Source organism: Allorhodopirellula heiligendammensis (assembly GCF_007860105.1).
Classification (GTDB): Bacteria; Planctomycetota; Planctomycetia; order Pirellulales; family Pirellulaceae; genus Rhodopirellula; species Rhodopirellula heiligendammensis.
The window spans coordinates 2,597,599-2,612,566 of sequence record NZ_SJPU01000002.1; the positions used below are offsets into that span (position 1 = coordinate 2,597,599).

A 14,968-nucleotide genomic window follows, 5' to 3' on the forward strand; every position below is an offset into this window, starting at 1 on the left:
TCATTTCCTGGATGTCGTGGATGTGCAAAGAGTGCCAAAAAAATCAGTACTTCCGCGCACCGACCATTCACCACCTAAGAAGTACTTCGAAGAAGCGCCACACAAAAATTTTGCTATTGGGTCAGATAAAACTCCGGCATCATTCGCAAAACAGCCAATCGAATCGACAATCGCCCGTCGGCTATTCTTATTCGCGCGGTTCGATGAATTCAGATGTCGACAATCTGATGCGGCATCCCGGCACGGCGTCCGCGAATTGTTGAATCGCGTCGGGGCTGTGACTTCCGGCCGCACGGAGGTCGAGCAACTTCAACCCCTTGCTCTGTTCAAGTCCCTTCAACGCCGTATCGGAGATGTGCGCACGGTAGCAACTGAGGCTGGTAATCGTCGGGTGTCCCGCGGCCGCGGCTGCCCATTCATTGACGTCCGCGTAAGGAAGGTGTAGATACTCAAGGGCCAGATTTGCAAGCACCTTCTCACCACGCGATCCCTCTGGCAAACCCCCAAGATCGAGAGTCCGCAACTTCGAAAGTCGCCCCAGTTCAAGGATACCTTGAGCACTCCCAATGAACGTAGGGGAATATTTAGTCGTACCGCGAAAAGCAAGGGACTCCAGCTCGGCGAAGGAGCCCACACGTCGCAGATCGGCATCGGTCGCCGGATTGATACTCGAAAAGATGAGCCCAACAATTGCCCCCGGATTTTCCGGGAGCGGCTGATCGGGACCGACGGTTGACTCAGAGCCTGTATCGTCACGCAACGTAATGACCGCTTTCAAATCTTCGTGAGCCCATCGAATATCGTCCTCGGGAGTTGGGCTGGCGCTGGAGACTTGAGCGATATCGCTCGCTGGCGGCGTCGGAGCTGACTTCGGTAATGGCTTGAGATTTGGCGAAGGAACCCGAATTTGTTTCTCACCAAGCATCGACCCGTCTGACGATGCAACTTGCAGCACGCCGTCCATCAGTTCGACTTTGACGGTCGTCGTCTCACCTTTCTTCAACGTGAATTGTTTCGTGTCAAAGCTGAACTCTCCGCGCGTGATTGTCAGTGCATGTTCGCCCGCAGCCAGTGTGATCGGGTCTTTGTCGTCGCTGTGCAAGACAACGCTATCGCCTTGGACGCGGACTTCGATATCGGGATCGTTGATTTCGACTCGCAAGATTCCCTGGGGCGTCTGTAAGAAAAACACACTAGCCACAATCAACAACATCGCGGCACCGCCCAGCCCAGTGATGAGCGGCCAAATGCGGCGGCCACCGTTCATGGACGAACTGGCCTGCAACGGGGAATCTGCCACCGTTTCGCTAGCATTCGTTTCGGTCGCCACCGAAACTGAATCAATGGTCGGTGCTTCCACGTTGGCAGCGCGTGCGTTGGTCGTAGATGTGTCAGCAGCAGGCATTTCGGCCAACAAAGCCAACAGATCGTGACCCACAGTCAGCGGAATCAACGCGGCGGCTAGTTCATTGGGGGTTTGAAAACGTTCATCGGGACTTTTGGCAAGCATTTTGTCGACGATCGCGATCACTTCATCGGGCAAGTCCGCACGCCGCTGAGCAAGTGGTGGCGGTGTAGCATCCACATGCGCCATCGCTTTGTAGATGACATTGCGGTACTTGGCATCTTGAAAGGGCGCGCGATCACACAGCAGCCGATACAACGTACACCCCAGCGAATAGATATCCGCTCGAATATCCACTGCGTGACTGTCGGTTACTTGCTCTGGAGCAATGTAGTCGAGAGTCCCCATGACTTGCCCCGTCGACGTCAGGCCTTCGGCGGCATCCAGTGGCGCGTCCAGCAGCGCCAGACCCATGTCTAAAATTTTGACCTGCCCCGATTCTGTCAGCATCAGATTGGACGGTTTGATATCCCGATGCACCAAGCCTTTGTCGTTGGCATGAGCAAGACCCACGGCGGCTTGCCGGATGATTTCACAAGCTTCGGCGACGCCCAGCGGCCCCCGACGACTGGCAATCACCGCCAGATCGTCACCGTTGACTAGCTCCATCACGAGGTAGTGAGTCCCCTCGAATTCACCTGCGTCGCTGGCTCGGACAATGTTGGGATGGTCGAGCTGTCCAACGGCATGCATTTCACGATCGAACCGGGCAACCGCCGATGCATCCTGCAGCAGACTCGGAGGCAGGACTTTCAGTGCCACAATTCGCCTGAGCCGAGTATGTTTCGCTTTGTAAACGGTCCCCATTCCACCTTGGCCGAGCTTTTCGAGCAGCTCATATTGGCCCAACATACCCTTGACATCGGTGTCGTCGACTCGATCAAGCTCGCCCGGCACGACCGCGTTGTCTGTCGAAAACGTAGCCTCGCTGTTGCTGGGAGGCTCCATACCGATCGATTTGACCAGTTCAATGGCCCGCTCATATCCCGCTTCTTGTGAATACGAGTTCTGCGGCTCGGGAAGCCGTAGTTTCCCGATCAGCGTGTCTGCGGTCGCCTCTAAATTGATGACGGTTTCTTCACAATTTGGGCACGCCTCGACGTGATCGGAGATATACAGTGCCACGCCTTCGCTGAGTGACCCAGCAACGAAATCAATCAGCTTTTCGGAGGCTGGGCAATCATCGGGATTCATGATTTCATCTCGGGTGGCTCGATTCATCGATCTTCGTGATTTTGCGGCGTCGGGAAGTCTCTGCCAGCTATTCGTCTGAGCGCCACACAAAAGTTCCGAAATGACGGGAGTGTCTACTTTTGCTTAGGGGAATGAAACTTGGTCCTGTAGTTCCGACCGCAGTTGCCGCAGCACGCGATACTTGGCTTGGCGAACGGCTTGTTTACTCATACCAAGCTCGTTGGCGACATCGCTGGCGGAGCGATCCTCGACAGCCATTTTCCAGAACGCATGCCAAGTTCGTTCTTCAAAATCGGACTTCATCAGACCGAGGATGCGATGAACGATCCAAGCGTCGGCATCGAATGACGGATCAATGCTCGACTCGTCTGAAGCCGAATCGAGCACCTGCTGCATTCTCTCGTTGGCACTGGTCCCCCCTTCGGCTTGGGGGACTGCGGCAATACGTCGGAAGTGATCCATCAACTTGTAGCGAGTGATGCCCCACAGCCAACGGCGGAAACTTCCCACATCAGCATTCTCACGATAGGAATCGATACTCGTCGAAACGCTCCGGAACACCTCCTGAACCACGTCGTCTGCATCCACCTGCTGCAATCGCGATTGACGCGCCCAGCGATAGACTAAGGGGCAATAAATCAGCGAAAATCGTGACCACGCATCCGCGTCGCGACTGCGCAGACGAACAATCAGGCTGTGGGATGTAACGTGGTGAGTTGACATGAAATGCGATAGGGGAACGAACTGGCTTGCATGAATCACAACGCCTCAGCTTAGCCTAATCGGGGGCCCCGCGTGCAGGCCTGCAGTGCGATCAGCTCCGTCCGACGGAGCCGTCTGGCTACAAAGGTAGGGCCGGTTCTACCGGCCCTACCCTGTGATTCGCTCATCGCGTCGGTCATCCAACGCGTGCGACCGGTGGAACCGGGCCTACTTGCTTGCAGTCGCGCGCTCAGTTGTCTCGAAACGCGATACTCGTCATCCTCGGCGTTGGTGGCCAAATTTTTTCGCGACACTTCTCGCTATCAGCGGCCACCAGCAATTCGATATGTGCGTGAAAGCAAGTGGTCTCGCCCGCCACGTTGCCCTACGCCTTACGGCAATCCACTCACCATTGAAGTGCTTCTGCTGCAATGCTCGCTAGCCCGCGATATCACACCAGACAAAAATTTTTTGGTGCATGACCACAAACGCCTTCGATCAGCAATGCGATCTGAGCTACCATTTGCTGATAGCTCAGACGGGCGGAGCCATCTGGCTACAATGTTACCAGCCCTTCCAATTCCCTGTTAACCTGATCCCGCGCCATGGACTTTCTGCTTTACTTGGCCCTGGTGCCCGCTCTGGGTGTGACGGCTCAGTGGTTGGCATGGCGAACCGGATTTCCCAGCATTCTGGTGCTTCTGCTGTTCGGCGTCTGTTTGGGATGGTTTGTACAACCCGACGCTTTCTTAGCTGACTTAACCGACGGCGACCATTCCGCTGGCCCGAATCTACTGTTCCCCTTGGTCGCCCTGTCGGTGGGCGTGATTATGTTTGAGGGGGGCCTGACACTCAAACTCGGTGAACTACGCGAATCTGGATCGGCGTCGCTGCGGTTGGTGACGATCGGGGCGTTGCTCTCGTTTGTGGGTAACACGATCGCGGCGCACTACTTACTGCACTGGGGCTGGCAACTCAGCGCTCTCTTGGGCGCGATCCTGGTGGTTACCGGCCCGACCGTCATCGGTCCGCTGCTGCGCCAGGTGCGGCCAAGTCGCCGAGTTGCCTCGACGTTGAAATGGGAAGGCATTGTCATCGACCCCATCGGCGCGGTACTCGCCGTGTTGGTCTACGAAGAAGTACTGCTGCAGCATGCATCACCGGAATGGACGAGTGTACTGAAGTCGCTAACGTGGACCCTCACGGTTGGCCTCGTCCTCGGCTGCGTCGGTGGCGCCGTGCTGACCCAGGCGCTGCGACGCTTCTGGGTCCCCGATCACTTGCACGGCGTGGCTGCCCTCACACTCTCTCTGTTACTGTTCGCGATCAGCAATGAACTGGCACATGAGTCGGGGTTGATCACCGTGACCGTGTTAGGAATTTGGTTGACCAACCAGAAGCACTTCAATATTGAACATATCGTTGAGCTGAAGGAGAACTTGCGGACATTGCTGATCGGCTGTCTGTTCATTGTGCTCGGATCGCGGGTGGATTTGGCGGATATAGGCGCCATTGGATTGCCCGGACTCGCTCTGCTCCTGGCGTTGGTCTTAGTCGTCCGCCCACTTTCAGTCTACCTGTCGCTACTGGGCAGCCCGCTGAACTATCGTGAACGAACATTTATTGCAGGGCTCGCCCCTCGTGGGATTGTCGCTGCGGCCGTCAGCAGTGTGTTCGCTCTGGGCATGGAGAGCCGCAGCGATTTGGTTATTCCTGGCTCAAGCCAACTCGCGACAGTCACTTTCCTGGTCATCATTGGCACAGTGACGGTCTACGGCATCGCCGCGGGGCCGCTGGCAAGATTTCTGAAACTTGCCGAGGAGGCATCTCACGGAATCCTGATTGTTGGCGCCGACCCATGGGTCCGCGAATTCGCCGGGGAGCTGCATAATGCCAAGATTCCGCTGCTGTTAGTGGACACGAATTACAACAAGGTCAGCCAAGCAAGAATGGCAGGAATTCGAGCTGAATGTGCCAATATTCTCAATGAACATGTCCGCGACGAGCTCGACCTAACAGGGATCAGTCGATTCATGGCCCTCACCCCCAACGACGAAGTCAACTCGCTCGCACTGCGCGAGTGCCGCCACCGATTTGATTCCTCGCGGCTGTATCAACTCACCTTCAAAACCAAAGTCACTCCCGGCCGGCGCGAGCTGACCAAAAGTCTGGTCGGACGAGAACTGTTTGGTAAAGGTGTCACCTACTCAAGACTGCGTGATATGCACGATGCTGGTGCCGTCATGAAGTCGACTAAATTATCGGCCGAATTCACCTATGAGAAATTCACCGCGAAGTATGGCGAGCAAGCGATCGTGATGTGTTCGATCGACGGCGAAGGACTGTTGAAAATCAATACGATCGACGACCCACTCGTTCCTGTTGCGGGACAAACGATCCTCGCGTTTGTTACGGTCAGCCCGATCCCATCGCAGCATGCGTCGCAGGAAAATGACTCCTCTCACGAGGCGGCGGACCATGACTTATCAGAAACAGACGAGACCGATACTCATGTTTGATCCTTTTGCCGCAACGCTCGCGTTTTCGCCACTGATTGTTTACGTGCTCTGTTTATCAATCATTCGCATCGGTGGTTTTGTATGGGTGACAACGGGCGCCCGTGACACAGCCGCCGTCTTAGTTGCGATATCAGGTTTGATCGTGATCGGACCAATGGAATTGTTCTTCCCCAACGCGACGGCGTCGCTGCTCGGCGCATGGGTCTGGATCCCCTTGATGCTGCTCTATTTTCTATTCGCTTGCTTGGTCGTCATTAACAGTCGACCGAAACTCGTCATCTATGGCCGCACGCTCGAAGAGGTCTACCCCGCGATGGTCCGGGCCGCCCGAGCAATGGATTCCAATGCCATTGAACACGAAGAGCAACTGCAGATACACCTGCCTGCATTGACCACCCACATACGGCTCGACCCCGTCCGGGGGAACGACTGCAGCAGTGTGGTCGCGTTTGAACCGACCCTTCCGCTCGCCTTTTGGAACCAGCTCGCCAATCATCTCCGCACTGAACTACGTCCCACTCCGCCTCCCTATCCTCGCCGGGGCTGGGCGATGTTAATCATGGCGACGATGACCGCATTCTTCTTAGTTCGATATATCGCAGCCCAACCCGCACTACTCGTCGAAGGATTTCACGAGTGGTTCATTCGGTAAATGATGCAGACGCTCCGCCGCGACGAACATCCACAGCGATCGGTATCGGGTTCAAGATTGGAAAATTCGTCGCGCCAGTCCTAATTATCGGGTACTTGCTGTGGCGGATGCCAGCGTCGAACTGGCAACAACTCTCCGAGCGTCCGATCAACTATCCCGTGTTGGCGGCAGCGTTGGGCGTGGCCATGGTCGCACTCTTCGTGTCATTTCTGCGTTGGTGGATGCTGGTGCGATGCCAAGGCATCCCGTTGAGCTTGCTCGAGTCGCTACGGCTTAGCTCGATTTGCTTTCTACTGAGTTTTGTGTCCGCAGGCAGCGTGGGTGGAGATCTATTCAAAGCTGTGTTCCTCGCTCGGCGGAGTCCGGGGAAGCGGGTGGCGGCAGTCGCATCGGTGTTCGTCGATCGGGGCTCGGGCATGTACGGATTGCTGCTGCTCGTTTCGGTCGGCCTGATCATGCGTGAGTCAACCGATCCGTTCGAGTTCAACGGTCTCAGCATTGAGAACATCAAATGGATTGTGGGCGGACTGTTGGGTACCGGTACCGCCGTCCTGCTGTTACTCGTCCTGGGCGGCAAGATCGTCGATCGTGTGATTCAACAACTCTCGGGTGCCGCCATGGTGGGCCCGTTGATCGAGAAAATCGGCCCGCCCCTGCGAGCCTTTCATCATCATCCGTGGGCGTTTGGACTATCACTGCTAATGAGCGTATGCGTCCAAGGATGCTTCGTGGTCAGCATGTACCTGATCGCCACATCGATGTACGCGGCACCGCCGACGCTCGCTGAGCATTTTGTGATCGTCCCGATTGGTATGCTCGCCTCAGCCCTGCCCATCACGCCCGCAGGAATTGGCGTGCTCGAAGTCACAATTGAGACGCTCTACCACCTCGTACCAGCCCGAGCAACGGACGCATCCGGTACGCTGGTCGCACTCGTTTTTGAGCTGGTGAAGCTCGTGATTGCGGGTATCGGCACGGTTTTCTATTGGACCGCTGGCAAAGATGTTCAAGAGAGCTTGGAGTACGCCGAAGAGCACCCCGAAGGTATGGCGGCCGATTCGATCAGCGACGCCACCGCCTGAGCCTGCGTCGCTGCGGGAGCGGGAGCGGGAGCGGGAGCGGGAGCGGGAGCGGGAGGCCCCGCCCCTAGTCAAGGAAAGGCTTTGGCTGGGTAAATCGCCCCATCCCAGGACGGACTTCTCCCGCCGTGATTTTCCCGCGGAATTCATTCGCTGGCGTCAGCTCGCAGCGCCCCCGTTTGCGATCTCCTCGCTTCACGCCAGTGCCCGCTGCAACGCCTCACGCACGACCGGCAAGACTCGCTCTTGAACGTCAGCGAGTGTTCCTTCTTGGAATGCGCCCGCGGCCGCCTTATGGCCACCGCCACCGAACTGACGAGCGATCTCGTTGCAATCAAACGCACAACGACTGCGAAAAGACAGCTTGAAACCACCGCGAAGCTGTTCGACAAAGATCACAGCGGCCTGCGTGCCCCGGATCGACAGTGTCAGATTGATGGCATCTTCGGTGTCACTGGCCTCGGCTCCGCAGTCGGCAAAATCCCCTTTGCTGACATGCGTGTAAACGAGCGCACCATCCATCTCGGTGGTGGTTCGGGAGAGAATTAAACCACGCAGTTTCAGACGCCCGATCGTGTCTCGCTCATATAAATCTCCGTACACTTCGCTCGGAACGACGCCGACCTCCATCAGCCTCGCAATCACACGGTACGTTTCCGGCGTCACCGAAGGAAACCGAAACCATCCTGTGTCAGTCGCGATTGCCGCAAACACGGGCACCGCCATCGCGCGGGTGAGCGGAACATGGAACGCATCGGCGGCCTGAACCACCAACTGTCCGGTCGCTTCAGCCTGGTAGTCCTTGTACATCGTGGCGCCGAGATCGTCTTCGCCCACATGGTGATCGAGCACCATTTTGTCTGCCCGAGACGCACGAATGACGTCGCCCATGTCGCCCAGCTGTGCCCAGGCGCTGGTGTCGAGAATCATGATGCAGTCGGCCTTCACATCCTCGGCTTCGACGCTATCGCCGAGCACATCGATATTCCCTGCCGGGTCCAGGAACGAAAGCGCCGGCGGCGTGCGGTGAGCGTTGATGATCCGGACGTCCTTGCCGATCGCCCGGAGGACCTCAGCCATGCCCAGTTCACTGCCCAAGGCATCACAGTCAGGGCGAATATGACTGACCAAAACAAACGATTGATAATGGCTGATTTGATCGACGAAGGCTTTCCAATTGACTCCCACGGAGACACTTTCTTTCTAAAGATGAAACGGTTGTTAACGAGATTGTATTTGGGAAGCGAGGCTGCGCACGGTCGCGATATCCCGCTGGATCTGTACCGCGAGCGTTTCAGCACTCTTGAATTTTTCGACTCCACGGAGTTGATCGAGCCAGTGAACCGTCACTGTTTGACCATACAGGTCGCCATCGTAATCTAAACAATGAACCTCGACCTTAGTCCGCTGTTCATCGTCAAAGGTGGGGTTGGGCCCGACGTGCACTGCAGCGAGCAGCGGGCCAACGGCAGGTCCTTGCGCGGGTGAACCTTGCCGGGCCAGCACCTCCCCAGACAAACCCGCTCTAGGCAATCCCGCTCTAGGCAATCCCTGGCCGGTGACGTAGGCGGCGTAGACGCCATGGCCCGGAATGAGCGTGGCGACCTCCACTAAGTTGGCGGTCGGGAACCCCAACGAACGCCCGCGTCCGGCACCCGCAGCCACCCGTCCACTGATCTGATAAGTCGACTGCAGCATGGTGTTGGCTGACCGTATCTGGCCCGCCGAGATAGCCTCGCGGATCCGCGAACTGCTGACCATGCGTTCCTCCTCCATGCGAGGCTCGACGATCTCCAGAGATTTTCCTGACTGCTCGCACAAAACTCGCAATCGATTGATGTCACCGCCGCGATCTCGACCAAAGAAAAAATTAGGCCCCTCGACGACGCTCTCCGCCTGCAGGCGATTGGCGATCAACAACTCAAAGAATTCGTCAGCCGTGTGATTGAGGAATTCCAGCGAGGCTGGGCAAACAACCAGGGCGTCGATCCCGAGTTCACCCATCAACTCGGCGCGTCTGGGAATCGTCGTCAAACGGGCGGGAGCACTATGCGGTCGCAAGACGGTTGCGGGGTGCGGGTCGAGAACCACCACCACGGCGGGCCCCCCCACTCGATCGGCTGCCGCGCGAACGCGCGCGAGCAACTCTCGATGGCCCGCGTGCACGCCGTCAAAATTGCCGATACTGACAGCTCCCCGTTTGACTCGATCCTGCACCTCCGGAACGCTCTCCAGCTCGTCCAAATGGCAGGTCAGAATGGGAGCAGGGCAGGGCGGTTTCATTTCCAGACGGGTATCGTTCTCGAACTTGGGACGGAGAATGTTGCCAGTATGCCCGATCGGTGCGGATTCCGTTAGGGCGGCGTCGAAACAGACTTGGTTACGGCCTCGCTTTTTTGCCAGGTAGAGAGCTTTATCGGCCTGTCGCACCACCGCCTCCACCGACAACTCGGTGTTACATCGGCTCAGCCCCACGCTGATCGTGACCTCAATCGCAGCATGCCCAACCTCGATGGGCCGCTCGGAAATCCGCTTGCACAATTGGTTGAATCGGGCAGCAGCAACCTCGACGGGCGCAACGATCAGAATCGCGAATTCGTCGCCACCATGCCGTGCGACCATACTCGCGTTGCCACATCCACCCTCCAACGTCGAGGCAATTCGCTGCAAGACGATGTCGCCGACAGGGTGCCCGTACGAATCGTTGATCGCTTTGAAATGATCGACGTCGACTAACGCCAATACAAACGAATTGCCCTCCTCGTGGCATGCTTGAAACAATGCATCGAGACATTTATCGAAGGCGCGGCGGTTGGACAACCCTGTCAACGCGTCGGTGTGCGCCTCGGTAAGGTAGTTTTCGCTGCGCCGCGTCCGCCGGCCCAGCAACAACCCCATGGCGAAACTGCCCCCTGAGAGCAGGCAGGCAACGATCACGCCAACGACGAGCAAAATGGCGTTCTCATTCAACATGGCTGCGAACTGTGAGTCTCTCCGACCGGTCAGACGAACGTCGAAACCGCATCTTGGGTGCGAATCAACTCGCCGCGCGCAATTACCACCAAGCCGCTGTCGGTCACCGTCAAACCACGCTCGGCATCCGCGACCGGATCATAACCAATCTCCATTTCTGGTGGGATTCGCACGCCCTTGTCGATAATGGCTCGTCGAATCCGGCTATGCCGTCCCACCTCAACGTCGTCGAACAAAATACTATCCTCGATCTGAGCGTAGCTATTGACCCGACAGCCTGCCCCGATGACCGACCGCATCACGCTGCCGCCGCTGATGATGGCGCCTTGGCAAATGATCGAATCCATGGCCACTCCCTGGCGCGTCGAACGACCATCACTGCCGAATACGAATTTCGGGGGTGGCAACTGGGGCCGGAACGAGCGAACGGGCCACTGCGAATCATACAGATTGAGCTGGGGATCCACGTTGACCAGATCCATGTTGGCCTCGTAGTACGCTTCAATCGTGCCGACATCTCTCCAGTATGCATCGGATTTGCGATTCTCATCGGTGAACGGAAATGCCAATACGTTGCTGTCAGCAATCGCCCCCGGAATGATGTTCTTTCCGAAGTCATGGCTGCTGTTGAGATCCGTTGCGTCGTCGCACAAACGCTCAAACAGGAACCGCGTGTTGAACACATAGATCCCCATCGATGCCAAACACACCTCGGGGTTGTCCAGCGTGGCCTGCGGGTGCTCGGGTTTCTCTTGGAACTCCAGTAGCCGGTCGTCCGCATCAACTTGCATCACGCCAAACTGATGAGCTTCCTGGCGATTAACCCGGAGGGCTCCCACTGTGACATCGGCACCCTTACGACGGTGAAAATCGACCATCGTTCGATAGTTCATCTTGTACAAATGATCGCCCGCGAGGATCACAACGTACTCAGGTAATTCCCGCTCGATCGCATAGATATTTTGGTAAACAGCGTCAGCAGTACCCTGGTACCAATTATCGTCGATTCGCTGCTGGGGCGGCACGACATCAATGAACTCGCCGAGCTCTCGACAAAAATAATTCGTCCACGCTAGCTGGATGTGCCGGTCGAGCGACTGGGCTTTGTACTGCGTCAACATCAAGACGCGTCGCATGCCGCTGTTGAGACAATTGCTCAACACAAAGTCAATGATCCGGTAGCAGCCGCCAATCGGTACCGCCGGCTTGGCACGATCTCGCGTCAAGGGTTCCAGCCGCGAACCACGGCCTCCCGCCAAGATGACCGTCAGGGTTTGTTGCATCATTTCGAGATCCATCCGTTGCCAAACTGCATCGCGAATCAGTTTCATCGCACTGCATTATTGGGCAACAGACACCCCATCGTGCAGGCAATAGGGTCTTGATCGGCACCGCATTGCCGAAACCCTCGAACCAACTTAGCAAATAGGTACGTAGTCTGCTTGGGTAATTTTGTCGCAGCCACCGAATCTGCGTGAGTTGACGCTCACGGCCCCCAGGCGAATGATCAACCAAAACAGTTTTTGCCACGTAACAGTTCACATCAGTGCGCTTTCCCCCATCCGAGCCAAACAACGGTTCCGGACCTGGGTGTGTTACATCGCGTGTGCTTCACTGCGTGCGTCCCTACGAGACTTTGGCCGCCAGGGTGGTGGCTCGTTTCGGGCACGTGACCCAGTGACTGCACTGCAAATCACTGTGCCCTATTTCACTGTGCCCTATTTCACTGTGCCCTGTTCCACTGTGCCCTGTTTCAATGTGCCCTGCTAACTCTGACCAAACTCGCTGTGAGCCAAGGCATCGTCGAAAATCCTCGTGTCGCCACGATCAGCTCGGCGGGTTCAGGAATCGCGTTCTTGTTCCCCCTCCCCACTTTCCTCCACGGAGAACCCAAATCATGCAACTGCACTGGAAGCGAATCAGCTTAGTCTTGGCGTCCGCCTGGGTTGCCACCCTCCTGTTTGGCCTGATGATGAGCCTGCCTCGCGCGGTCAACTCAGAAGCTCATGCCGATCAGCAACTTCGCGACCGAGCGGCGACTCAGAATCTGAACACCGCCCAGGACATCTCATCGGCATTTCGAAATGTCGCCGAGGTCATGCGACCGAGCGTCGTAAGCATTAGCACGCAAACAGATGTCAGCTCCCGTGCTCGCCAATTGTCACCTAATCTCCGGCAACAACTGCCCCCGGGTTTTGAACAATTCTTCGGTAACGGCGGCCGGCGGGGACGCAGCATGGAACCACAACCACAGCAGCAGGGACAAGGCAGCGGGGTTATCGTTCGCCAGGATGGGTACATTTTGACGAATAACCATGTCGTCGAAGGCGCCGATATTGTCACGGTGGAACTCAGCACCGGTGCTAAGGTCGAAGCGGAAGTCGTGGGAACTGACCCTGAAACCGATCTGGCGGTCGTCAAGATTGATCGGACTGGTTTGCAGCCGGTGCCCTTCGGCGACAGCGAAGCGATTCGCGTTGGTGATTGGGTGCTCGCCATTGGCAGCCCATTTGGGCTCGACCAAACCGTTACCGCAGGCATCATCAGCGGCAAAAATCGCGTCCAAGGCATTGTCGATGACGGGCACGGTTTCGAAGACTTCCTACAAACCGATGCCGCTATCAATCCGGGGAACTCCGGCGGGCCATTGGTCAACCTGCACGGCGAGCTGGTCGGTATCAATACCGCGATCCTGTCCCGCTCGGGAACCAGTGCGGGCATCGGATTTGCAATTCCGGTTGCGCTCGCTCGTCCAGTGTTCGAGTCGATTATCGAGAACGGCGAAGTCCGTCGCGGTTTCCTAGGAGCTCAGGTTGCCGATGTTACCCCCGAGGTGGTTACTGAGTTTGGACTCAAAGTGAGTAAGGGTGCGCTGATCCGCGGTGTGCTCGAAGGCCAGCCCGCTGCCAATGCTGAATTGCAGCCGGGCGACGTGATTCTCGAGACGGACGGACGCCCCGTCACAACCAGCTCGCGATTGGTGAACTACATCGCCAGCCGCGCTCCAGGCCAAAGTGTCCAAATGAAGATCAATCGCCATGGCGAGGAACTGAACGTCACGGTCAACCTGCAGCTGCGCACCGAGAAAGCAATGGCCATGTTCAGCCCCCGCTCACCGTGGGGCGCCGAACTCGAGCCCGTCACGCCACAGTCGGCCAAAGAGTACGGCTACGCCGATCTCCAGGGAGGCCTCATCGTCACCAGCGTCAGCGATCAAGGCATCGCCGCAGAAGCGGGACTACAAGCTGGTGATGTGATCGAGACTGCAGCTGGACGTGCAGTAGAATCGGTGGAACAACTGACCAAAATTCTTGCCGTCGCCAAGCAGCAACAGGTACCGTTGCAAGTCGTTGTCCGCCGTGGCAATACGAAAATGCTGCTCGTCATTCGCTAAGCATTTGCAGCCAGTGTGCGCGGGAAAGCCCCCAGCCCATTTCTCGAGGCAGGGGCACCCCGTGGCAGGCACCGCCACGCCGGCCGTTACGCCTCTGGGCTGATCGTGTCTGGGCTGATCGTGTCTGGGCTGATCGTGTCTGGGCTGATCGCGTCTGGGCTGATCGCGTCTGGGCTGATCGCGTTTTCACGCCTCACAATCGATCAGTTTCAATCAAGCAACATCACGCCGTCGTCGATCCGCATGATCGCGACGGCTCGCTTGCCATCATCAGCATAGATCGGCTGGCCAGTTTGCGAGTCCGCCCCACCCACCAAGAACCAACGTCCCTTGGGAACTCGCGCCGTGGTCTCAACACTCATCGGCGACCGGTCTCGCGTCTGTACAGTGACCTTAACCTCAAATTGTTCACGATCGCTCGTGTTCAGCAGCGACACAGTCATGTTCATCTGACCATAGCGTGATGAACCCGACACGGAACTTCGCTGACCAACCGCCACCATCGCCGTCGCCGATCCCGCCACTACCAACCGACCGTAACCCGCCGACGACAATCCCTCGTTCGCAGGCCCCTGATAGGCCAAGCGGTTTTCGTCGTCGGACTCAATCAACCACAGCAGTCGGTAAGTGACATCCTTGTTCGGTCCCTTGAACTCATCAGCATTATTTTCAGGCTTTTGAGCCATCAAATTGCTGACGACTAGCATGCATAAAATGACGGGTACCGCGTATCGCTTCATCGGTCAATCCTGCAGGGGGGGGTAAGGCTATCTATTGAAATCGTTCGAGCCTGTGAATCATCGTATCCAAACTCCGTCGCGGAACTCGTCAACGGGCTGTTGATTTAATGGACTTTTGCGACGACAGGGTGAATCGAGAGCCGTCGGACACCTGGCAGCGTCGTGAGCCCGGCCGCGGACGCGTCTCGGCTCTCTAATTCAACAGCCCGCCAAAAGCCCATTCTTCTGACTCCCACACCCCCAGTTTAGTTCCATTGCTGCCCCGCAGCACAGCACCGTTGACCATTCTGCGATCAATTGGCTCGTGCAG

10 protein-coding genes are annotated in these 14,968 nt (G+C 57.1%); 4 read left to right on the plus strand and 6 right to left on the minus strand.

The window, feature by feature from the left end; genetic code table 11:
- Positions 1–187 precede the first annotated feature (187 nt).
- Complete coding sequence (locus Poly21_RS19850; protein ID WP_146408560.1) at positions 188–2,626, minus strand: serine/threonine protein kinase; 2,439 nt, start codon at positions 2,624–2,626, stop codon at positions 188–190.
- Positions 2,627–2,722: 96 nt separating this feature from the next.
- On the minus strand, positions 2,723–3,322 hold the full coding sequence (locus Poly21_RS19855) for an RNA polymerase sigma factor (protein ID WP_146408561.1): 600 nt from the start codon (positions 3,320–3,322) through the stop codon (positions 2,723–2,725).
- Between the two features lie 584 nt (positions 3,323–3,906).
- Here Poly21_RS19855 and Poly21_RS19860 point away from each other — a divergent pair.
- The 3 genes from Poly21_RS19860 to Poly21_RS19870 are packed head-to-tail and all read left to right on the plus strand — an operon-like array spanning position 3,907 to position 7,554.
- Entirely contained in the window at positions 3,907–5,820 is a 1,914-nt protein-coding gene (locus Poly21_RS19860) for a cation:proton antiporter (protein WP_146408562.1), read from the plus strand.
- Entirely contained in the window at positions 5,813–6,472 is a 660-nt protein-coding gene (locus Poly21_RS19865; protein ID WP_146408563.1) for a hypothetical protein, read from the plus strand. The genes Poly21_RS19860 and Poly21_RS19865 overlap by 8 nt, the downstream gene beginning before the upstream one ends.
- A gap of 38 nt (positions 6,473–6,510) precedes the next feature.
- Complete coding sequence (locus Poly21_RS19870) at positions 6,511–7,554, plus strand: lysylphosphatidylglycerol synthase transmembrane domain-containing protein (protein ID WP_367302564.1); 1,044 nt, start codon at positions 6,511–6,513, stop codon at positions 7,552–7,554.
- A gap of 192 nt (positions 7,555–7,746) precedes the next feature.
- On the opposite strand, the gene Poly21_RS19875 is transcribed toward Poly21_RS19870, so the two are convergent.
- Genes Poly21_RS19875 through glgC form a run of 3 tightly spaced genes read right to left on the minus strand, consistent with a single transcriptional unit; the run spans position 7,747 to position 11,855 of the window.
- The gene (locus Poly21_RS19875; RefSeq protein ID WP_146408564.1) at positions 7,747–8,739 is read right to left on the minus strand and encodes a DHH family phosphoesterase; all 993 of its coding nucleotides are present in this window, start codon (positions 8,737–8,739) and stop codon (positions 7,747–7,749) included.
- A gap of 33 nt (positions 8,740–8,772) precedes the next feature.
- Positions 8,773–10,524 (minus strand): bifunctional riboflavin kinase/FAD synthetase, encoded by a 1,752-nt coding sequence (locus Poly21_RS19880; RefSeq protein WP_146408565.1) that lies wholly within the window; start codon positions 10,522–10,524, stop codon positions 8,773–8,775.
- 29 nt (positions 10,525–10,553) lie between these two features.
- Entirely contained in the window at positions 10,554–11,855 is a 1,302-nt protein-coding gene (gene glgC, locus Poly21_RS19885) for a glucose-1-phosphate adenylyltransferase (RefSeq protein ID WP_146408566.1), read from the minus strand.
- A 566-nt stretch (positions 11,856–12,421) separates the two neighbouring features.
- Here glgC and Poly21_RS19890 point away from each other — a divergent pair.
- Complete coding sequence (locus tag Poly21_RS19890; protein ID WP_146408567.1) at positions 12,422–13,918, plus strand: Do family serine endopeptidase; 1,497 nt, start codon at positions 12,422–12,424, stop codon at positions 13,916–13,918.
- Between the two features lie 209 nt (positions 13,919–14,127).
- Here Poly21_RS19890 and Poly21_RS19895 read toward each other — a convergent pair whose 3' ends face one another.
- Positions 14,128–14,658 carry a hypothetical protein gene (locus Poly21_RS19895; RefSeq protein WP_146408568.1) on the minus strand — a complete coding sequence of 177 codons (531 nt, stop codon included), beginning with the start codon at positions 14,656–14,658 and terminating at the stop codon, positions 14,128–14,130.
- Between the last annotated feature and the right edge of the window lie 310 nt (positions 14,659–14,968).